At 67.0% G+C, this 19,456-nt stretch carries 20 protein-coding genes and 1 pseudogene; 10 read left to right on the forward strand and 11 right to left on the reverse strand.

What is annotated here, in order from left to right:
- Position 1 precedes the first annotated feature (1 nt).
- Positions 2-2,059, reverse strand: a complete 2,058-nt coding sequence (locus EYZ64_RS25980) for an acyltransferase family protein (protein ID WP_210115578.1) — start codon at positions 2,057-2,059, stop codon at positions 2-4.
- Positions 2,060-2,091: 32 nt separating this feature from the next.
- Positions 2,092-3,540 carry an NAD-dependent succinate-semialdehyde dehydrogenase gene (locus EYZ64_RS25985; RefSeq protein WP_135458029.1) on the reverse strand — a complete coding sequence of 483 codons (1,449 nt, stop codon included), beginning with the start codon at positions 3,538-3,540 and terminating at the stop codon, positions 2,092-2,094.
- A gap of 50 nt (positions 3,541-3,590) precedes the next feature.
- Here EYZ64_RS25985 and pgi point away from each other — a divergent pair, with 50 nt between their 5' ends.
- Positions 3,591-5,240: a glucose-6-phosphate isomerase gene (gene pgi, locus EYZ64_RS25990; RefSeq protein ID WP_135458031.1), complete on the forward strand. Its 1,650-nt coding sequence runs from the start codon at positions 3,591-3,593 to the stop codon at positions 5,238-5,240.
- 10 nt (positions 5,241-5,250) lie between these two features.
- Here the strand turns inward: pgi and EYZ64_RS25995 are convergent, their stop codons facing one another.
- The 4 genes and pseudogenes from EYZ64_RS25995 to EYZ64_RS32515 all read right to left on the reverse strand — a co-directional run.
- Positions 5,251-5,664: a hypothetical protein gene (locus EYZ64_RS25995; RefSeq protein WP_135458033.1), complete on the reverse strand. Its 414-nt coding sequence runs from the start codon at positions 5,662-5,664 to the stop codon at positions 5,251-5,253.
- Between the two features lie 221 nt (positions 5,665-5,885).
- Positions 5,886-6,635: an SDR family oxidoreductase gene (locus tag EYZ64_RS26000; RefSeq protein WP_135458035.1), complete on the reverse strand. Its 750-nt coding sequence runs from the start codon at positions 6,633-6,635 to the stop codon at positions 5,886-5,888.
- 44 nt (positions 6,636-6,679) lie between these two features.
- The gene (locus EYZ64_RS32510) at positions 6,680-7,168 is read right to left on the reverse strand and encodes a zinc finger domain-containing protein (protein WP_286175336.1); all 489 of its coding nucleotides are present in this window, start codon (positions 7,166-7,168) and stop codon (positions 6,680-6,682) included.
- A gap of 123 nt (positions 7,169-7,291) precedes the next feature.
- Positions 7,292-7,534: pseudogene (locus tag EYZ64_RS32515) on the reverse strand (DNA-formamidopyrimidine glycosylase family protein); the annotation flags it as partial.
- A 40-nt stretch (positions 7,535-7,574) separates the two neighbouring features.
- Between EYZ64_RS32515 and EYZ64_RS26010 the strand changes: the two are divergent.
- Positions 7,575-9,338, forward strand: coding sequence for an FUSC family protein (locus tag EYZ64_RS26010; protein WP_135458039.1), 1,764 nt, complete (start codon positions 7,575-7,577; stop codon positions 9,336-9,338).
- Here EYZ64_RS26010 and EYZ64_RS26015 read toward each other — a convergent pair.
- Positions 9,309-9,692, reverse strand: coding sequence for a phage holin family protein (locus tag EYZ64_RS26015; protein WP_135458041.1), 384 nt, complete (start codon positions 9,690-9,692; stop codon positions 9,309-9,311). The two genes, EYZ64_RS26010 and EYZ64_RS26015, sit on opposite strands and share 30 nt — an antisense overlap.
- Before the next feature lie 6 nt (positions 9,693-9,698).
- On the reverse strand, positions 9,699-10,469 hold the full coding sequence (cobF, locus tag EYZ64_RS26020; protein ID WP_135458043.1) for a precorrin-6A synthase (deacetylating): 771 nt from the start codon (positions 10,467-10,469) through the stop codon (positions 9,699-9,701).
- A 123-nt stretch (positions 10,470-10,592) separates the two neighbouring features.
- Here cobF and EYZ64_RS26025 point away from each other — a divergent pair, with 123 nt between their 5' ends.
- Entirely contained in the window at positions 10,593-11,873 is a 1,281-nt protein-coding gene (locus EYZ64_RS26025) for a diiron oxygenase (RefSeq protein WP_135458045.1), read from the forward strand.
- Here the strand turns inward: EYZ64_RS26025 and EYZ64_RS26030 are convergent.
- Complete coding sequence (locus EYZ64_RS26030; protein WP_286175136.1) at positions 11,857-13,050, reverse strand: MFS transporter; 1,194 nt, start codon at positions 13,048-13,050, stop codon at positions 11,857-11,859. The two genes, EYZ64_RS26025 and EYZ64_RS26030, sit on opposite strands and share 17 nt — an antisense overlap.
- A 61-nt stretch (positions 13,051-13,111) precedes the next feature.
- Here EYZ64_RS26030 and EYZ64_RS26035 point away from each other — a divergent pair, with 61 nt between their 5' ends.
- Together EYZ64_RS26035 and EYZ64_RS26040 are read left to right on the forward strand one after the other, a co-directional pair.
- A complete protein-coding gene (locus tag EYZ64_RS26035) occupies positions 13,112-13,975 on the forward strand; it encodes an LLM class flavin-dependent oxidoreductase (protein ID WP_135458049.1) in 864 nt (287 codons plus the stop codon).
- Positions 13,976-14,192: 217 nt separating this feature from the next.
- Positions 14,193-15,404, forward strand: coding sequence for an MFS transporter (locus EYZ64_RS26040; RefSeq protein ID WP_135458051.1), 1,212 nt, complete (start codon positions 14,193-14,195; stop codon positions 15,402-15,404).
- Here EYZ64_RS26040 and EYZ64_RS26045 read toward each other — a convergent pair.
- Positions 15,378-15,782, reverse strand: coding sequence for a DUF5709 domain-containing protein (locus EYZ64_RS26045; RefSeq protein ID WP_135458053.1), 405 nt, complete (start codon positions 15,780-15,782; stop codon positions 15,378-15,380). The two genes, EYZ64_RS26040 and EYZ64_RS26045, sit on opposite strands and share 27 nt — an antisense overlap.
- A 263-nt stretch (positions 15,783-16,045) precedes the next feature.
- On the opposite strand from EYZ64_RS26045, the gene EYZ64_RS26050 reads away from it, so the two are divergent.
- The 4 genes from EYZ64_RS26050 (at position 16,046) to rnhA (ending at position 18,052) form a co-directional block, all read left to right on the forward strand.
- On the forward strand, positions 16,046-16,339 hold the full coding sequence (locus EYZ64_RS26050) for a hypothetical protein (RefSeq protein WP_135458055.1): 294 nt from the start codon (positions 16,046-16,048) through the stop codon (positions 16,337-16,339).
- Between the two features lie 171 nt (positions 16,340-16,510).
- Positions 16,511-16,837 carry a hypothetical protein gene (locus EYZ64_RS26055; protein WP_135458057.1) on the forward strand — a complete coding sequence of 109 codons (327 nt, stop codon included), beginning with the start codon at positions 16,511-16,513 and terminating at the stop codon, positions 16,835-16,837.
- Between the two features lie 42 nt (positions 16,838-16,879).
- Entirely contained in the window at positions 16,880-17,527 is a 648-nt protein-coding gene (locus tag EYZ64_RS26060; RefSeq protein ID WP_135458059.1) for a VOC family protein, read from the forward strand.
- Between the two features lie 66 nt (positions 17,528-17,593).
- Positions 17,594-18,052: a ribonuclease HI gene (rnhA, locus tag EYZ64_RS26065; protein WP_135460257.1), complete on the forward strand. Its 459-nt coding sequence runs from the start codon at positions 17,594-17,596 to the stop codon at positions 18,050-18,052.
- A gap of 42 nt (positions 18,053-18,094) precedes the next feature.
- Here rnhA and EYZ64_RS26070 read toward each other — a convergent pair whose 3' ends face one another.
- Complete coding sequence (locus EYZ64_RS26070) at positions 18,095-18,553, reverse strand: hypothetical protein (protein WP_167857973.1); 459 nt, start codon at positions 18,551-18,553, stop codon at positions 18,095-18,097.
- A 107-nt stretch (positions 18,554-18,660) separates the two neighbouring features.
- On the opposite strand from EYZ64_RS26070, the gene EYZ64_RS26075 reads away from it, so the two are divergent.
- Positions 18,661-19,452: a helix-turn-helix domain-containing protein gene (locus tag EYZ64_RS26075; protein WP_135458063.1), complete on the forward strand. Its 792-nt coding sequence runs from the start codon at positions 18,661-18,663 to the stop codon at positions 19,450-19,452.
- Positions 19,453-19,456 lie beyond the last annotated feature (4 nt).

A 19,456-nucleotide genomic window follows, 5' to 3' on the forward strand; every position in this document is an offset into this window, starting at 1 on the left:
CTTATCGGCCCGCGGGCTTCGCCGGCTCCTTCAGCGAATCCAACAGCCAAGGCGTCAACCACTGCACCGCCTCGGACGTCGGGTGCACGCCATCGCTGCGCATCCTGACCCCGTTGATCTTCGCGGTGTACTTGCCGTCCGGGTTGAGCTTGTCATTGAAATCCAGCACCGACACGTTCGGCCGTTGCGCGGCCACATTCCGCAGCATGGTGTTCCACGCCTGCACCCGGCCGGGCTGGTCCTCGGGGTACAGCGTGCCGTCCGACCGCTCACCGCGCCGGTTGTACGGCGCAGTGGTCACCACGACGCGGGCCCCCGTCGAGCTGAGAATGTCGAGCGCACGCTGTAGCTCACCCTTGAGATAGGCGTCGAAGGCGTCGTTGCCGATGTGCGTCCACCGCCCGCGCCACATACGGTCGACGGCCTCCCAACGCCCGATCATCAACAGCACGGTTTCCGGGCGGTCGTGGGCGATCCGCTGCGCCCAGCGCTCCGGCCAGGAGTCGCACTCCGGCTTCTGGTTCAACGTCTCCCCGGCCGACCGGTACGGGCCGCCGCGGGCGATGCCGCAGCCGATCGTCGTGTAGTCGCTGAAGTGAAAACCCGGGCTGGCGGGCAGATACCGCATCAGCGTCCACGCCACCGAGTCACCGAACACCGCGACCGTCCGCGTGCCGGGCGGCAGCGCCGGCGGCGGTCCCACCGGGACGGGCCGCTCCGCGCCGACGTCCTGCTCGGACGCGGCCGCGGCCATCACGTCTGGGCCCGCGGGCCGGGTCGGCACCCTGACCGGAACGACCGTCATGGTCGCCACCGCGGCGGTGGCCACCGTTGCCGCGGCCAGCCGCAGCATCGGGACATGCTGCGGGCGCCAGTGCCGGACCGGCTGCTCGATCGCCCACCACGACACCCACGACACCGCGATCGTCACGGCACACCGCAGTGCGAGCAGCGACCAGCCCTGCAGGCCGGTGCGCTCGCCGTTGAGGATCTGGAAGATCGGCCAGTGCCACAGGTAGACGCCGTAGGAGATGACGCCGAGCGTGACGAGCGGATACCAGGCCAGCGCGCGGGCGACGTAGCCGTCCTGGTCGAGTGCGACCGGGGCGACGACGAACACCGCGCCCAACGCCACGATGATCAGCAGACCGTGGTGGAACTCGTCGGCGCTGCCGGTCGCCAGGTGCGCGGCTGCCGCCAGGACCGCCACCCCGATCACCGGCAGGACCCAGGCGATCCAGCGCCGCCACCGGGCCCGGATCAACGTGCCCGACATCGTCAGCGCCGACCAGTCACGCACGAGCAGTGCCGCGGCGGCCGCACCGACCAACAGCGCCTGGGCCCGGGTGTCGGTACCGAAGTACACGCGGTTGAGCTCACCGGCATCGCCCGACATCCAGATCGCCGCGACCGCCGAGCCGACCAGCCCGAGCACCGCGAGCACGAACACCGTCACCCGCACCGCGCCGGCAGAGCGGCGACGCACCAGCAACGCGGCGGCCAGCACCAGCAGCGGCCAGATGACGTAGTACTGCTCCTCGACCGCCAGCGACCAGGTGTGCTGCAACGGCGACGGAGCACTGCCCTGACTGAAGTAGTCGGTGTCGGTGGCGACGAACATCCAGTTCGCCATCCAGAAGAACGCCGCGACGGCGTCCTCGCGAAGCGTGGTGACCGCATCCGACGGGAACAGGGGCCGGGCGATCACCACGGCCAGGGTCATCAGCACCATGGCGGGCAGCAGGCGCTTGGCCCGGCGGATCCAGAACCCCTTGAGGTCGATGCGCTCGGTGCGGCGGTACTCGTCGAGCAGCAGTGAAGTGATCAGGAATCCACTGAGCACGAAGAAGACGTCGACGCCGATGAACCCCCCGGCCATACCCGGCACTCCGCCGTGGCCGGCCAGCACCAGGGCCACCGCGATGGCGCGGATGCCGTCCAGTGCCGGGATGTCACGGCGGATGGAGGCACGCCGACGCCGGCTGGCAGCACGGACTGGCGCCGCAGTCACGTCATGCCCTCCCGTCTTGGCGTCCGAGCCCCAGAGTTTAGGGGGCATCGGGCGCCGAGTCGGGAAGGCGCGACGGGGCGCTAACGGGTTAGCGCAATATATTTCGTATCGAGGTACTCCTCGATGCCCTCGGTGCCGCCCTCACGGCCGAAGCCGGATTCCTTGATGCCGCCGAACGGTGCGGCCGCATCTGAGATGACACCGCGGTTGACGCCGACCATGCCGGACTCGATGCCCTCGGCCACCCGCAACGCGCGGTCCAGCGACTGCGTGTAAACGTAGGCAGCCAAGCCGTATTCGGTGTTGTTGGCGGCGGCCACCCCCTCGTCCTCGGTGTCGAACCCGGTGATCGGGGCGACCGGGCCGAAGACCTCCTCCTTGAGGATGCGGGCATCGGCGGGCACATCGGCCAGCACCGTGGCCGGGTAGAAGTTGCCCGGCCCGTCCGGCGCGACGCCGCCGACCGCGACGGTCGCACCGCGCGACACCGCGTCGGAGACCAGTTCGGTGACGGTGGAGACCTGCTTGGAATTGATCAGTGGGCCCAACGTGGACGTGGGGTCGATGCCCTTGCCGAGGGTGAACTCGCTCATCCGTTTGACGAGCTTCTCGGTGAACTCCTCGCGCACCGAGTTGGCCACGTGGAAGCGGTTGGCCGCCGTGCAGGCCTCACCGCCGTTGCGCATCTTGGCCAGGATCGCGCCGTCGACCGCTGCGTCGACGTCGGCGTCGTCGAACACGATGAAGGGGGCGTTGCCACCGAGCTCCATCGACGTGCGGAGCAGCTTGTCTGCGGACTGCTTCACCAGAGCCTTGCCCACGCCCGTCGAGCCGGTGAAAGTCAGCTTGCGCAACCGGCCGTCATCGATCAGCGCGGTGCTCACCGCGCCCGGGTTGCTGGTCGGCAGCACCGAGAGCACGCCCTTGGGCAGGCCCGCCTCATCCATCAGCTTGGCCAGCAGCAACATGGTCAGCGGGGTTTCCTGCGCGGGTTTGACGATCATGGTGCAGCCCGCGGCGAACGCCGGGCCCATCTTGCGAGTGCCCATGGCCAGCGGGAAGTTCCACGGGGTGATGGCGTAGCACGGGCCGACCGCCTGCTTGGTGACGAGAATGCGGCCGGTGCCCGCCGGTGCCGGGGTGTAGCGACCGGCGATGCGCACCGCCTCCTCGGAGAACCAGCGGAAGAACTCGGCGCCGTATGCGACCTCGCCCTTGCTCTCGGCGAGCACCTTGCCCATCTCGAGGGTCATCAGTGCGGCGATGTCGTCGGCACGTTCGGTGATCTTCTCGAACACCGAGCGAAGTATCTCGCCGCGTTTGCGCGGTGCGGTCGCGGCCCACTCGGCCTGGACCGCACAAGCGGCGTCCAATGCGGTGACGGCATCGGCGGCGGTCGCGTCGGCCACCGTGGCCAACACCTGATCGTCGCTCGGATCCAGCACATTGAACGTCGATGCGGCCTGGCGTTCCTCACCACCGATCCACAGACCCGTGGGCACGGATGAAATCAAGTCTTCAATGGCCATACATCCATCATGTACACCCATCAGCCGAGCGCCACACTAAGGTCAGCGGAATGAGTGCTGACATCACCGCAACCCCGGCATGGCAGGCATTGTCGAAGCACTACGACGAGATCCGCGACATCCATCTGACGGAGCTTTTCGCAGAGGATCCGAACCGCGGCACCGAGCTCGCGCTGACGGTCGGCGACCTTTACATCGACTACAGCAAGCACCGCATCACCCGCCGGACCCTGGAATTGCTGGCCGATCTGGCCCGCGCTGCCGGGCTGGAAGCCCGCCGCGACGAGATGTTCGCCGGTGAGCACATCAACACCTCCGAGGACCGCGCGGTACTGCACACCGCGTTGCGGTTGCCTGCGGACGCATCGTTGACCGTCGACGGCCAGGACGTGGTGGCCGACGTGCACGAGGTGCTCGATCGCATGGGTGGGTTCACCGACCGGCTGCGTAGCGGCGAGTGGTCCGGGGCCACCGGCGAGCGCATCAAGACCGTGGTGAACATCGGCATCGGCGGTTCGGACCTGGGGCCGGTGATGGTGTACGACGCACTGCGCCACTACGCCGACGCCGGCATCACGGCCCGCTTCGTGTCGAACGTCGACCCGGCCGACCTGGTGGCGACGCTGGCCGACCTGGACCCGGCCACAACGCTTTTCATCGTCGCATCCAAGACGTTCTCCACCCTCGAGACCCTCACCAACGCGACGGCCGCGCGTCGCTGGCTGGTCGATGCACTCGGCGAGGACGCGGTGGCCAAGCATTTCGTGGCAGTGTCCACCAACGCGAAGCTCGTGCAGGAGTTCGGCATCGACACCGACAACATGTTCGGGTTCTGGGACTGGGTGGGCGGGCGGTACTCGGTGGACTCGGCGATCGGGCTGTCGGTGATGGCCGTGATCGGCCGCGAGCGGTTCGCCGAATTCCTGTCCGGATTCCATCTGGTCGACGAGCACTTCCGCACCGCGCCGCTGGCCGAGAATGCTCCGGCACTGTTGGGTCTGATCGGGCTGTGGTACTCGAATTTCTTTGGTGCACAATCGCGTGCAGTGCTGCCCTACTCGAACGATCTGTCCCGGTTCGCGGCCTACCTGCAGCAGCTGACCATGGAGTCCAACGGCAAGTCCGTGCGCGCCGACGGCTCCCCGGTGACCACCCAGACCGGCGAGATCTTCTGGGGCGAGCCCGGAACCAATGGCCAGCACGCCTTCTATCAGCTGCTGCATCAGGGCACCCGGTTGGTGCCGGCCGACTTCATCGGCTTCTCCCAGCCCACCGACGACCTGCCCACGGCCGACGGCACCGGCAGTATGCACGACCTGCTGATGAGCAACTTCTTCGCTCAGACCCAGGTGCTGGCGTTCGGCAAGACCGCCGAAGCCATTGCCGCCGAGGGCACTTCGTCCGCGGTGGTGCCGCACAAGGTGATGCCCGGAAACCGACCGACGACGTCAATCCTGGCAACCAGGTTGACGCCGTCGGTGGTGGGGCAGCTCATCGCCCTCTACGAACACCAGGTGTTCACCGAGGGAGTCGTGTGGGGGATCGACTCCTTCGACCAGTGGGGCGTCGAGCTGGGTAAGACCCAGGCCAAGGCACTGCTGCCGGTGATCACCGAATCGGAATCACCAGGCAAGCAGTCGGATTCATCTACCGATGCGCTGGTGCGGCGTTACCGCGTCGAGCGCGGACGCTCGGTCTAGGGCTCAGGCCCTACTGCCCCGGGATCGTCGCGCAGCCCACGTTCGGGATGCAGCCACTGACACCGCCGGGACCGGCCGTACCGACAGGTCCGTTCGGGATACCGCCGGTGGCCCCACCGGGCCCCGCGGTCCCACCCGGGCCATAGGGAATCTCGCCGGTGGCGCCGGCCGGTCCGGCCGTTCCGCCGGGGCCGTACGGAATCGAGCCGCTGGCACCGCCCGGGCCTGCTGTACCGCCGGGGCCACCGGGAATCTCGCCGGTTGCGCCGCCGGGGCCGGCCATGCCCGCATCGGCGCATGCCGTCCCGTCGGCGTTGACGCACGGCGGCGGAGCCGGAGGATCAGCCGCCGCAGCCGGAACGAATGCGACGGCCCCAGCCGCAGCGCCTGCAAAGAACATCGAGGCAATCAGTCTTGAGGTCATGAGGGTGGGCTACCCAGGTTCCCTCGGTGCTGAAACCCGATGCCGAAATTAGCCTCACGGGCAACACTGCCCTCTGAGGCACCAAGGCCGCCTCACGTACGACGCGATTTGGGCTGCCTATGACACCGAGACTGCAGTCAGGGACAAAATCGGCGCGATTTTTGTCCCTGCGTACAGTCTCGGCGACCGACCTACCTGACCGGCCAGCGCCGACCCCGAAATCAGGCGAAACGCTTGGTGTACTTCGGCGGCAGCAACCGGAGCACCTGAGTCAGCGGTGCCCACGGCCAGCGCGGCACCACGGCCCGGCCTTTCTCCTTCTCGATGGCCTCGACCATCGCGCGCACACCGGTCTCGTTGTCGACCATCAGCATGGTCGTCGCCGATTTGGCCGTCATCTCCGACTCGATGTAGCCCGGCTCGATCACAGTCACCCGGATCGGACCCTTGTCGTACTCGGCGCGCAGCGACTCGCCCAGCGACGTCATACCGGCCTTCGAAGCGCAGTAGGCAGCCTTGCCGCCGGGCACACCGGTGTTGCCGAGGACCGACGAGATCAGCACCAAGTGACCACTTCCGGACTTCTTGAACATCTCCAAAGCCGTCTCGATCTGCACCAGACCGGCGATCAGATTGGTTTCGATGGTGGCCTTGTTCGCCCACGGCTTGCCCTCGCCCAGCGGCCAGCCCTTACCGATGCCGGCGTTGACGATCACGCGATCGATACCGCCGAGTTCCTCGGACAGCTCACCGAACACCCGCGGCACGGCCTCGTGGTCGTTCACGTCCAGCGCAGCGACAGCCACCTTGACGTAGGGGTGCCGGTCGGCCAGCTCGGCCTTGAGCTCGTCGAGCCGCTCGGTGCGGCGGGCACACAGGGCCAGGTCACGGCCCTTGGCCGCGAATTGACGGGCCATTCCCGCGCCCAGCCCAGAGCTGGCACCGGTGATGAGGATCTTCTGACGGGTCATCGCTGCAGGATAACCGAGTTAGACAACTGTCAAAAATGCGGCCGCTACTTGAGCAGTCTGGACATCCGCCGGTCGGCCAGCACCTTGCCGCCGGTCTGACACGTCGGGCAGTACTGGAACGACTTGTCGGCGAAAGACACCTCTCGCACGGTGTCCCCGCACACCGGGCACGGCAGCCCGGTACGCGCGTGCACGCGAAGGCCAGACCGCTTCTCCCCCTTGAGCGTCGCGGCCTGTTGTCCCACCGAACGCGTCACCGCATCGGTGAGCACCGAGATCATCGCGTCGTGCAGCGCACCGAGTTGGGCATCGGTCAGCTTGCCCGCAGTGGCGAACGGCGACAGTTTGGCCACGTGCAGGATCTCGTCGCTGTAGGCGTTGCCGATCCCGGCGATCACCTTCTGATCGGTGATCACGGTCTTGATCCGTCCGCCCTGCCCGGCCAGCACACCCGCCAGCCCGGCTGAATCCAGCGACAGCGCATCAGGTCCCAGCGAGGCGATCTGCGGTACATCAAGGGGATCGGCGACCAGCCACACCGCCAACCGCTTCTGAGTCCCGGCCTCGGTCAGGTCAAAGCCCACGCCCTCCCCCAAATGCACCCGCAGGGCGATCGGGCCCTTGCCGGGCTTGAGCGGCGTCGTCGCCAACTTGTCCGACCAACGCAGCCAACCCGCCCGCGACAGATGCGTGATCAGGTGCCAGGGACCGACTTCGAGACCGAGGTACTTGCCCCAGCGGTTCGCACCCGTCACGGTCTGTCCGTGCAACGCCGTCGGCGGCGGATCGAACGTCTTGAGCACCGACAACGCGGACACGTCGATCCGGGTGACCACCCGGCCCGTCGCGTTCCGGCGCAGATGATCGGCCAACGCCTCCACTTCGGGCAGTTCAGGCATGGCTCCAGTGTGTCAGCGAAATGCCGAGCATGCTGTAGACATGTCCAACCGGCCTGCCCCCGGAGCGACCAACCCGATACGCAGCATCTTCGTGATCAACAGCGTGCCGCGCCGGTGGCCGTTCGCTCTGCGGGCCGGAATCTGCATGGCCGTACCTGTTCTGGTGGGCTGGCTGGCCGGCGACACCACTGCCGGATTGATCGCCACCATCGGCGGATTCACCTCGCTGTACGGCAGCGGCCGGCCCTACCTCGATCGCGGCGGATACCTGGCGGTAGTCGTGGTGTGCTTCGCCGCCGCAGTGGCACTCGGGGATTGGGCATCATCGGCGCCATGGCTGGGCGTGCTGACCGTGACGATGATCGCCGCGGTGGCCACCCTGGTCTGCCACGCCCTGAGCATCGGACCGCCCGGGGCCTACATGGTGGTGCTGGCCTGCGCGGCCGGGACCGGCACCCCGACGACTCTGCATCTCAGCCCGGGCCATCACGCCGCGCTCGTTCTGGCCGGCGGCTCGTTCGCCTGGCTGGTGCACATGTCCGGCGCACTGATCCGACCCCGCGGGCCGGAGAAGGCCGCGGTGGCTGCGGCTGCCGCCGCCGTGGCGGCCTACATCGACAACATCGAGGGTGAGCCGGCCGCCCGCGCAGCCGCCCGGCACCGGGCCGCGCTGCTGCTGCACACCGCGTGGGTCACCCTGGTCACCTATCAACCGGTGCAACCGAAACCCGACCAGACGCTGTACCGGCTGCGGGTGGTCAACCGCCGGCTGCACGTGTTGTTCGCCGAGGCCATGCGCGCCGCCGACGCCGGTGAGACGCTGGCATATGACGGCGCGGCCCTGGCCCGGCACCTGGCCACCGTGCCCGCCGATGCGGTCACCGATGAGCATGGCGCCGAAGGGATTCCGCTCGGCCGGCCAAGCGCGTTGCAACTGCTGCGGCGGGCGCTGACGCCGGGCTCGGTATCACTGCAACTGGCGCTGCGCGTGGGCATCGCGGTCGCGATCTCGGGTGTCATCGCCGTGCTGATCTCACAGGCCCTGACGATGACGCATGCCTATTGGGCGATGGCGGCCGCGGTGCTGATGCTGCATCAAGGTTTCGACTGGCAACGCACAGTGGCCCGGGGCGTGGAACGAACGCTGGGCACCTGGCTCGGCCTCGGCGTTGCCGGCGCGATCCTGGCGCTGCACCCGCAGGGTCTGTGGCTGGCACTGGTGATCGGGGCGCTGCAATTCGCCATCGAGATGTACGTGGTGCGTAACTACACCCTGGCCGTCGTGTTCATCACGCCCGCCGCACTCACCATCGCCTCGGGAGGACAGCCCGTCGACAATCTCGGCGAACTGCTGCTCACCCGCGGCAGCGACACCCTGATCGGATGCGCGGTGGCCCTGGCCGTCTACTGGGCGACCCAGCGTCTCCGCCACCCGAGGGGCCTGCGCACTGCGATCACCACCACGCTCGACGCCGTCTCCGCCACCCTGCCCCACCTGGCGGCCGACGACGCCACCTCCCCGGCGGCCCGCACCGATCGGCGCGATCTGCAATTGCGGGCCATGGAACTGTTGCCCGCCTATGACGCAAATGTCGGCGGATCAGCAGCTCAACGCCTTGGGGCCGAACGCATGTGGCCGACGGTCGTGGCCACCGAACAACTCGCCTACCGCACACTGGCGGCTTGTTGGGGCGCCGAGCGCGACCGCGATACGGAGTCAGGCGCCGAGGCGGCCGCAGACACCGCGGCCGCGTTGAGCGAGCAGGCCGCCTCCCTACGCGAGGGCCTTGACGAACGACAGTAGCCAGCTCACCAGCGACAGCACGATGGCCGCCCAGATGGCGGTCCACCAGAACTGGTCGATGTGCAGACCCCAACCTGTGGTGTTGTCGGTGATCCACGAGGTGATCCACAGCATCAGTGCGTTGATCACGATGTGGATCAGGCCGAGCGTGAGGATGTACAGCGGGATCGACAGGATCTGGACGATCGGCTTGATGAATGCGTTGACCAGACCGAAGATCACCGCGACGACGAAGATGATGCCGACCCTGGTGATGGTCGTGTCACCTCCGATGAAGTAGATCCCCGGCACGACGAGAGTGACCACCCAGAGCGCGAATCCGGTTATCGCGGCGCGCAGGAGAAAAGAGCTCATGGCGGTCTAGTCTGCCGACCGCAGCAGGTACGTGTCCATGATCCAGCCGTGGCGCGTTCTCGCTTCGGCACGCGCAGCAACGATCTCGTCGCCGATCTCACCGACCGTGCCCGCATACAGCAACTCATCGGGTGTGCCCAGATAGGCACCCCACCAGATCCGGGTCTGCGGCGGGCACTGCTGAAACGAGCAGTCCGCGTCGAGCATCACCACGGCGCTACCGGTCAGCCCGTGCTCGCGCAACTGGCGCCCGGTGGTGATCAGCACCGGTTCGCCGACGTCGTTGAGCGGGATGCGATGCCGAGCCGTCAGGACCTGGATCGCAGTGATGCCGGGGATGACGTCATAGGTGAACTCGACGTGCTCGCCCACCATCTCCAGGATCCGCAACGTGCTGTCGTACAGCGACGGATCCCCCCAGGCCAGAAAGGCCCCGACACCTTCGGGCCCGAGTTCGGATTCGATGGCCGCCGCCCAGATCCGGGCCCGCTCGGCATGCCAGTCCGCCACCACCTGGCGGTAGCCGGGTGCGTCGCCGGCCGCGGCGCGCGGCGGGTCGACCAATTCGACGAAGCGGTAGCCGGGCTTGCCGGGATCAGTACGGATGAAGCGATCGCAGATCAGCTTGCGCACCGCGACCAGATCGTCGGCCGCACCTCGGCGCGGCCCCTTGTCCATCGCGAAAAACACCTGCGTGTCATTGAGCGCGGAAATAGCCTGGGCCGTGACGAAGTCCGGATCACCGGCCCCGATTCCGATGACATGGATGCGACGCACTGTCGAAGGTTAACCGAACCGAAACCAGGTACCCCAAGTATCCGGTACCCGGGGTATTGACATCACGCATTGTCGGTACCTACCGTCAGGAAGAGGGGACCACAAACGAAGGGAACGTCAACGGTGACAACTTCGGCCAGACCCGGCGGAGGCTCGACCAACGCCGCGCGGCGGGATGCATTTTCCGAACGCCTGCTCAAGGGTTCGGTACGCAAGTCGTATGCGCCCGTGGTGGACATCGACTGGCACGCGCCGCTGGATCCGGACAAGTTCTTCCTACCGCCGAGGATCGTGTCGCTATACGGAACCCCGTTGTGGGACAGCATGTCCCGCGAGGAGCAGATCGAGCTGTCACGCCAGGAGCTGGCCAACACCCTCTCGGCGGGCATCTGGTTCGAGAACATCCTCAACCAGTCGCTGCTGCGCAAGATGATGCACCAGGACCCCACCTCGAACTCCACGCACTACGAACTCACCGAACTCGGCGACGAGACCCGCCACATGGTGATGTTCGGCAAGGCCATCGACAGGATCGGCGCGAAGCCGGTGCGCCCGCGGCTGTACCAGCGGATGATCATCAACTCGCTGCCGTTCTTCTTCCGCGGCTCGGTGCTGTGGGTGGCCGCGTTGGTCGGTGAGGAGATCTTCGATTCGCTGCAGCGGCAGATGATGGACGACCCCGACCTGCAGCCGATGGTGCAGCGCCTCATGCGTATTCACGTCACCGAGGAGGCCCGCCACATCCAGTTCGCCCGTGACGGCCTGCGTCAGCGCACGCCGTCGATGCGCTGGTACAAGCGGGTGTGGGTAGCCAACCTCAACGGTGTCGGCGGGTTCTTCTTCCGCTACCTGTTCACCAACAAGATCCAGTACGCGCGCGTCGGCCTGGACGCCCGCGCCGCGCGCCGGATGGCCCGGGCCAGCGCCCACCGTCACGAGGTGCAGATCTCCGGATTCGCCCCGCTGGCAGCCTTCCTCGAAGAGGTCGGACTGATGGGCCGCATCGGACGGCGCATGTGGCGGCGCTCCGGTTTCCTGCCGGCGAAGACACCATCGCGCCTCACCGCGGCCGCGGTATCTGCCGCGAGTTCCGACGCCGGCGCCACCGACGAGGTGTACGACGGATTCGCCGTCCTCGACACCGGTGACGGCGATCGCCGGGTACACGTGCGGCTGGCCGGTCACCTCGATCCGATCGACGGCAAGTACCACTGGCGCGGAACGATTCTCGATGCGCCCAGCACCGTGGCCGCCGGGGCGGTGCGGCTGAGCATCGGCACCCGTACCGTCGACGCCCGCATCACCGAGCGCACCTCGCAAGGCACGCACTCGGTCTCCGGGATCGGTGAACCGCCCTTCGATCTAGACTCCGCCGACGGGCCCGAAGTCAGCGCCGCCGGCTGAACAGCGAGCGGCCAAGCAACCCGGTCGCGAACAGCGCCCCGCCGATCCCCGAGATCAGCAGCGGCATTTGGCCGGGCTGACCTGGAACAGCAGTCCAGAGCAGCCCGGCCCATATCCCAGCGCCGAGCACGGCGAATCCACTGAGGCCCTGGAAGACTCCCTGCGCACTGCCCTGCAGGTCGGAACCGACCAGCGAGGACACCCAGGCCTTGCTGACCCCATCGGTGCAGCCCGTGAACAGGCCGTAGGCCCCGATCAACAGCCAGGCGAGCAACGGATCGGTGGTCAACCCCAGCCCGACGTAGCCGATCGCGAAGAACACCAGGCCGATACCGAACACCGGCAACCGGCCGATCCGGTCAGCCAGCAACCCGGCCGGGAAACTGGACATGGCGTAGACCGCGTTGTAGGTGACGTAGGCCAGGATCACCTCGACCACCGAGAAGCCGATCTCGTTGAGCCGCAACAACAACAGTGCATCAGGGAAATTCACCAGACCGAACGCCACCAGCACGGCCGTCACCCGCCAGTACTGCCCGGGCAGTTCCCGCACTCGGGCGAACACCGGCTGACGCTCTCTGACGGGCTGGAACTTCTCAGCGCGTTTCGCTGTGCCCTTTTCCGAGACCAGGAACACCAGCGCCACGCTGAGCACCGCGGGCACCACAGCCACCCACAGCAGTGGCGCGATCTGGTGGTCGAGCAGTTCATAGCCGGCCAAACCCAACAGTGGACCGACCACCGCGCCAAAAGTGTCCATGGCACGGTGGAATCCGAAAACCCGGCCGCGGGCGGCGGCGTCGGTGTCGGCGATCAGCAGGGCGTCACGTGGCGCGCCGCGGATGCCCTTGCCCAACCGGTCCACCACGCGACCCGCGAGCACGCCGGGCCACCCACCGGCGGCCGCGACCATGACCTTGCCCAGTGCCGCCATGCCGTAGCCGGTGGCGATCAAGGGCCGCTTGGAGAATCGGTCGCCGAGCGGGCCAGCGGCCAGCTTGGTCATCGCCGCCGCGCCCTCAGCGGCGCCCTCGACCGCGCCGACCACGGCGGGTGGGGCACCGAGCACAGCCGTCAGATAGATCGGCAGCAGCGGATAGAGAAGTTCACTCGCGGTGTCCTGTAGGAAGGACACCGCAGACAGCACCCGGACGTTGCGCGTCAGCCAGGCAGGCACTCGGTCATCATGCCTGCCCGATCGCCCCCATAGAACTAGAACACGTTCTAGTGTGTACGGCATGCGGTTCACCTACGCCGAAGCCATGACCGATCCCACCTACTACATCCCGCTCGCCCAGGCGGCCGAGGCGGCCGGTTATCACGCCATGACGATCGCCGACAGCGTCGCCTACCCCTTCGAATCCGATTCGAAGTACCCCTACACCCCGGACGGCAACCGCGAGTTCCTCGACGGTAAGGCATTCGTCGAGGCCTTCGTGATGGCCTCAGCCCTGTGTGCGGTGACCACCACGCTCAAGTTCAACTTCTTCGTGCTCAAGCTGCCGATCCGTCCGCCCGCTCTGGTGGCCAAGCAGGTCGGCTCGCTCAACGCGCTGTTCGACAACCGGCTGGGGCTCGGGGTCGGCACCAGCCCGTGGCCCGAGGACTACGAGTTGATGGGCGTTCCGTTCGCGCGGCGCGGTAAGCGCATGGACGAGTGCATCGACATCATCCGCGGCCTGACCAGCGGTGACTATTTCGAGTACCACGGCGAGTTCTACGACATCCCCAAGACCAAGATGACCCCGGCGCCGTCGAAGCCGGTGTCCATCCTCGTCGGCGGGCACGCCGAAGCCGCCCTGCGCCGCGCGGCCCGCAACGACGGCTGGATGCACGGCGGCGGCACCGACGACCTCGACGTCCTCCTCAAGCGCCTCAAGGAGATCAGGGCGGAGGAGGGCCAGACCGGGCCGTTTGAGATCCACGTGATCTCGGCCGACGCGTACACGCCCGACGGCATCAAGCGACTTGAGGACAAGGGCGTCACCGATGTGATCGTGGGCTTCCGCCTGCCCTACGTCATGGGCGAGGACCCCGAGCCGCTGGATCGCAAGATCCGCCACCTGGAGAAGTTCGCCGAGAACGTCATCGCCAAGGTCTAGCCCCGCTCGCGGGGGACTCCCTGCGCCGATTTCTACGCCTGAGTTGTGTCCGGCGCCGACCGACAACCCAGGTGTAGAAAACGGGGGCCCGTCGATCCACGGTTTGAGGGAACACTCCCCGCCCCGTTAGCGTTGCACCCGCCGTTCTCGCCCAACGCTGCCCGAGAGCTCAGTCCGGCCACCCCGGAACAACTCAGAACACTCGGAAAGCCTGCGAATGACGACCTCTCTCGAACGCCCGCGTGCCGTTGTCGCACCTGACCCCACGGTGCGCTCGCTGGCGGTGTTCGCCCTGGCCCTCGGCGGCTTCGGTATCGGCACCACCGAATTCGTCGCGATGGGGCTGCTGCCCGACATCGCGACCGGCTTCGGCATCAGCGAGCCCACTGCCGGCCACGTCATCTCCGCCTACGCGCTGGGCGTGGTGATCGGCGCGCCCGTCATCGCCGCACTCACCGCGCGCTGGCCGCGCAAGGCCCTGCTGCTCACGCTGATGGCGGTCTTCACCCTCGGCAACGTGGCCAGCATGCTGGCACCGACCTACCCGACCCTGGTCATCGCCCGGTTCGTCGCCGGCCTGCCACACGGCGCGTTCTTCGGGATCGCCGCGCTGGCCGCCGCCCATCTGATGGGTCCGCAGAACCGGGCCAAGGCCGTCGCCTATGTGCTGTGCGGCCTGACCGTCGCGACCGTGCTGGGCGTTCCGCTGGCCTCCTGGCTCGGCCAGGCCTTCGGTTGGCGGAGCGCGTTCGGTCTGGTGGTGGGCGTCGGCCTGATCACGTTGGCCGCCCAGTGGCGGTGGCTGCCCAAGCAGCTGCGGTCCATGCACGTCACCAGCCCGCTGACGGAACTCGGTGCGCTGCGCCGGCCCCAGGTGTGGCTGGCGGTGCTGGTCGGCATGATCGGCTTCGGCGGCATGTTCGCGGTGTACACCTACATCAGCACCACGATGACCGATGTGACCGGCCTACCCCGGTCCATGGTTCCGGTGGCCCTCATGGTGTTCGGCCTCGGCATGGTCGTCGGCAACCTGATCGGCGGCCGGTTCGCCGACACCTCGGTGATCCGCGCGCTGTACCTGTCCCTGGGCTCCCTGGCGGTGCTGCTGGCCGCGTTCTCGCTGGGGTCGCACAGCCCGTGGACCGCCCTGCCTCTGCTGTTCGGCGTCGGCGCGGCCGGGTCGGCCGTCGGTCCGGCGTTGCAGACCCGCCTGATGGATGTCGCCCACGACGCCCAGACCCTGGCCGCCGCGCTCAACCACTCCGCGCTCAACATCGGCAATGCCACGGGCGCCTGGGTGGGTGGCCTGGTGATCGCGGCCGGCCTCGGTTACACCGCGCCGGCCGCGGCCGGCGCACTGCTGGCCGTCGGTGGGCTGCTGGTCTTCACCGTGTCGGTGGCGCTAGAACGACGGACCGCCATCCGGTGACGACGGCGGGATGATGTGGACGGCGGCTTCTTCAGCTGAGGCCGCACCACCGTCGATGCCGACATCGGTCCCGAGCAGCTCTGCCTCTTCGTCCACGCCGAAGCCCGCATTGGGGGCCACCAACCGGCCCGACCGCCGGTCTCCGACCTCGTCATCGCCGCCCTGCTCGTCGAGATAGTCGCGATTGTCGAGCTGCATCGCGGGATCAGGTTCTTCCTCGGCCAGCAGCTCATCGAGGGTCTCGTGGTCCCGTGGTTCCCGCCACCGATCCGGCGGCGAGTAGCCCTCGTCGAGCAAGTCGTCGACACCCCGATCGATGAGGGCGTCCTCCTGAGTCAACTGGTCGTCGTCATCGACGCTGTACCCGTCACTACTCATTCTTCAACGATGGCACAGGTCGCGCCTACCTGAGCGCCGGCACCCCCGGTGGATGTGGTGTGGGATCACGTCGACAGCTCCGACGCCGGGCACAAACCACGCCTGCGGATCACCGTCGAGGAGAGCTGAACCCCGATCCTGAGAAATTCCGCATTTTAAGCTGAGAATTCTGGAATTTTCGAACCCGATTCCTAATTAAACGTTGTAGGAAGCAACCGGAAGTAGTGGGACTCCCGGTGCAGCCTGCAACGGAGGGTTGGGAAATGAAGTCATATGCCATCGCCACATTAGCCGCCGGCACGCTGGCCGCGGGAACATTCCTCGGCGGCATCGCCGCCGCCGCCCCGACCGGACAGTCGGCCGAACAAACCGTGAAAAGCCTTCAGACCAGCGGCTATCACGTCATCGTCAACCGCACCGGCGCCGCACCACTGGCCAACTGCACCGTGCTCGGCGTGCGCCAGGGACAGACCATTGCCACCAACGACTCCAGGGGCGGCAGCTCGATCAATACCACCGTCATTTCAAAGACGGCATATGTCGACGTCGCCTGCTGAGTTGGGAATAAAACAGGGCACGCATTTGTTGGAGTCGCCAAACTGGATATAGCGGTTTGGTGAATATCGGATGCCTGAAATCGGCCGCATACTTTGTGCGGCCGATTTTCTTTTGCCGCGGAGGTCGCGCGTCGACCCGGCTTGTCGGTGGGTCGGCGTACGGTACCGAACATGAGTTCGATATTGGCATCCGATAGGGATCTCGAGCGGACGATCGTCGGTGAGGCCCTCGATCACCTCAATGCCGCCTGCAAGGAAATAGACGCGTTGTCGGTGCACGCCCTGACACGGTCGGAACTCCACGAGGTCTTGAGCCGGCTCGACGCCGGGGAGAGACGGTTGGCGACCGCGCAACAACGGCTGCTCGGACGGATGGTGGCCACCCAGACCGCATCGCCGCCTCGGTTCGACCCGGCGGCCGTGCTGGCCCGGAGGCTGCGGATTTCGCCGGCCGAAGCACGCCAACGGATCGCGGCCGCCGGCCAAGACTCCGACTGAGGTCGACGCGACGGACCGGCGGGACGGATAGATTCGACGCCCATGACCGTCACCGTCGACGAGATCGAAGTCGCTGACCCACCGGACGCCTGGACGCGAGCGGGATTCAGTGTTGATCCCGGCGGAGACGCCGGCCCGGTCTGCCGGGTCGGAGACGTTCGCATTCGACTGGTCGGCAGCGACCGCGGCACCGGCATCATCGGGTGGTCGTTGCGCGGCCTGCCATCTGATGGCCCGCTTGACGTCGACGGCATCCCGACAGCGCGGTCGACCACCGCCACCGCACCGCCGGCCATACATCCGAACGGCGCCACCGCAATCGACCACCTCGTGATGTTGTCCCCCGACTTGGGGCGCACGATCTCATCGCTTACCGACATCGGCGTGGCCCCGCGCCGGGAACGTGACACCGAACTCGGCGGGCGACGAGTCCGTCAGGTCTTCTTCCGGTTCGGGGAGGTGATCCTCGAGGTCGTCGGTTCACCGGAGACGACGAGTGACGGTCCCTCGAGGCTGTGGGGAATCACGTACATCGTCGACGACATCGACGCGAGCGCCGCGTTCTTCGGCGACCACACCGCTCCGGTCAAGGACGCCGTGCAGCCGGGCCGCCGGATCACCACGGTCCGGCACAAGGACTTCGGTGTGTCGGTCCCGACGGCGGTGATCTCGGCTACTCGTGACGACTGACGTGTGTCGGGGCGCCGACCGCCCCGAGCGGTTGCCTATCCTCAGCGCATGACCGACGCCGGAGACCTGAGCAACGACGTTGTCGTCATCCATACCGACGGCGGGTGCCGACCGAACCCCGGCCCCGGCGGCTGGGGCGCGGTGCTGCGCCACCGTGAGCGCGTACGCGAGATGCACGGCGGGGATCCCGGAACCACGAGCAACAACCGGATGGAGCTGACGGCGCCCATCATGGCGCTCGAGGCGCTGACGAGGTCCATGGTGGTGCACCTCCACACCGACAGCACCTATGTCCGCAACGGCATCACCAAGTGGGTGCTCGGCTGGGAACGCAACGGCTGGCTGACCGCCGCCAAGCAGCCGGTGAAGAACGTCGACCTCTGGCAACGGCTGCAGGCGGCCTGCGCGCGGCACGAGGTCGAGTGGTTCTGGGTGAAGGGACACGCAGGAGTGCCCGATAACGAGCTGGCCGACGAGCTGGCGACCCGGGGGCTGCAGGAAGCGGTCGACGGTTCCCGCGTCTAGTTCCCAGACTCCCCCACAACTGGCGGAGATGCACGTACGCCGTCATCCACGAGATTCAGAAAGACTCCTGGAACGGTGATCGCTGCCGCGCTCCTCGTCCATCCGCGGAAATAGAGGCGCTCCCCGCAGTGGGCGGTAGTCAGCGGCTGCAAAGGCTGCTGCGGCCGCCGACATCAACGCCAAGATGAGGGCCGGCTGGTGGCCGGCCTGAGCGGGGAAATCGCCAAACAGCAGCCAGGCCAGCGTCAGTGTGGTGATGACCCCCAGACCATCAGTCGCGCCGACAATCGAAACATCCGGCCGGTTCAGGCCGATCCGCCCGCCCGTGATCGCCGTGGTCAACGCACACGCGGCCAAGACCACGCAGAGCGGAAAAGTGAGCTTCCATAACCCCCACACGGCGCGATCGGCGTCCTGAACCTGGTCCCACGGCAGAAACAATGCGACCACCATCAAGGCCCCGGCTGCGCCGCAGACCAGCCGTCGAAGCAAGTTAGTCATTTCGTCCTCCTGACCGTCATACCAGTGATGGTTGAGGTCAGAGGTCGTGCTGTCGATTACCTAGAGGTAATGGAACAGCGAACCCGACGCAGCTACAGTCGGTGCGAATGGCGACCACCAGCTCCGCTCCTCAGGTCGGGCCGCTGCTGCGAGAGTGGCGGCAACGGCGTCGACTGACCCAGCTAGAGCTTGCACTCGACGCGGGCGTGTCGGCGCGCCATCTGAGCTTCGTCGAGACCGGCCGCTCCAAGCCCGGGCGAGACTTGCTGCTGCGCCTTGGAGAACGACTCGAAATCCCGTTCCGCGAACGCAACCGGCTACTGCTCGCCTCTGGGCACGCTCCCGCATTTCCCGAGCATCCTTTCGGCGCACCCGAACTCGCTCCAATCCGCGAAGCACTGGAGCGGGTTCTGAAAAGTCACGAGCCGTATCCGGCGGTCGTCTTCGACCGCAATTGGAACCTGGTCGCCGCAAACGCCGCCATACAGCCGCTGATCGCGACCATCGACCCTGCCCTGCTGAACCCACCTGTCAACGTCCTCCGCGTCGGCCTGGAATTGATGTCGCAGATCATCAACGCCCACGAGGTCATGTCCTACTTTCGTGATCGGATTCAGCGCCAGCTCGCCGCCACCGCCGACCACCAGCTCGCGCAGCTCCTGGAGGAGTTCGAGAACTACCTGCCCGACGAAGACCAGGGTGCGGCAAGCGAATCCGACTTCACGCAGAATCTCGGTCCGGTCAGGGTCCGGGCACCCGACGGTGGCGAGTGGTCGTTCTTCGGCATGTTCGGCACCTTCGACATGCCGTTCGAAGTCACGATCTCCGAATTGGCCATCGAGTTGCTCTTTCCCGCCGATCGCGCGACTGCCGATGCGTTTGAGTCGCTAGCTCGATAACGCA

Origin of the sequence: Mycobacterium sp. DL99, from assembly GCF_004762045.1 — a bacterium.
Lineage (GTDB): Bacteria > Actinomycetota > Actinomycetes > Mycobacteriales > Mycobacteriaceae > Mycobacterium.

What these genes read in the sequence shown, in the direction of transcription:
- EYZ64_RS26040 (WP_135458051.1), top strand. Translation starts at nt 14,193, where the DNA reads ATGACGACCTCTCTCGAACGCCCGCGTGCCGTTGTCGCACCTGACCCC.
- EYZ64_RS26075 (WP_135458063.1), top strand. Translation starts at nt 18,661, where the DNA reads ATGGCGACCACCAGCTCCGCTCCTCAGGTCGGGCCGCTGCTGCGAGAG.
- EYZ64_RS26000 (WP_135458035.1), bottom strand. Translation starts at nt 6,635, where the DNA reads ATGACCCGTCAGAAGATCCTCATCACCGGTGCCAGCTCTGGGCTGGGC.
- EYZ64_RS26015 (WP_135458041.1), bottom strand. Translation starts at nt 9,692, where the DNA reads ATGAGCTCTTTTCTCCTGCGCGCCGCGATAACCGGATTCGCGCTCTGG.
- EYZ64_RS26045 (WP_135458053.1), bottom strand. Translation starts at nt 15,782, where the DNA reads ATGAGTAGTGACGGGTACAGCGTCGATGACGACGACCAGTTGACTCAG.
- pgi (WP_135458031.1), top strand. Translation starts at nt 3,591, where the DNA reads ATGAGTGCTGACATCACCGCAACCCCGGCATGGCAGGCATTGTCGAAG.
- EYZ64_RS26060 (WP_135458059.1), top strand. Translation starts at nt 16,880, where the DNA reads ATGACCGTCACCGTCGACGAGATCGAAGTCGCTGACCCACCGGACGCC.
- EYZ64_RS26035 (WP_135458049.1), top strand. Translation starts at nt 13,112, where the DNA reads ATGCGGTTCACCTACGCCGAAGCCATGACCGATCCCACCTACTACATC.
- EYZ64_RS26070 (WP_167857973.1), bottom strand. Translation starts at nt 18,553, where the DNA reads ATGACTAACTTGCTTCGACGGCTGGTCTGCGGCGCAGCCGGGGCCTTG.
- EYZ64_RS26010 (WP_135458039.1), top strand. Translation starts at nt 7,575, where the DNA reads ATGTCCAACCGGCCTGCCCCCGGAGCGACCAACCCGATACGCAGCATC.
- EYZ64_RS25980 (WP_210115578.1), bottom strand. Translation starts at nt 2,059, where the DNA reads ATGCCCCCTAAACTCTGGGGCTCGGACGCCAAGACGGGAGGGCATGAC.
- EYZ64_RS26055 (WP_135458057.1), top strand. Translation starts at nt 16,511, where the DNA reads ATGAGTTCGATATTGGCATCCGATAGGGATCTCGAGCGGACGATCGTC.
- EYZ64_RS25985 (WP_135458029.1), bottom strand. Translation starts at nt 3,540, where the DNA reads ATGGCCATTGAAGACTTGATTTCATCCGTGCCCACGGGTCTGTGGATC.
- EYZ64_RS25995 (WP_135458033.1), bottom strand. Translation starts at nt 5,664, where the DNA reads ATGACCTCAAGACTGATTGCCTCGATGTTCTTTGCAGGCGCTGCGGCT.
- EYZ64_RS26050 (WP_135458055.1), top strand. Translation starts at nt 16,046, where the DNA reads ATGAAGTCATATGCCATCGCCACATTAGCCGCCGGCACGCTGGCCGCG.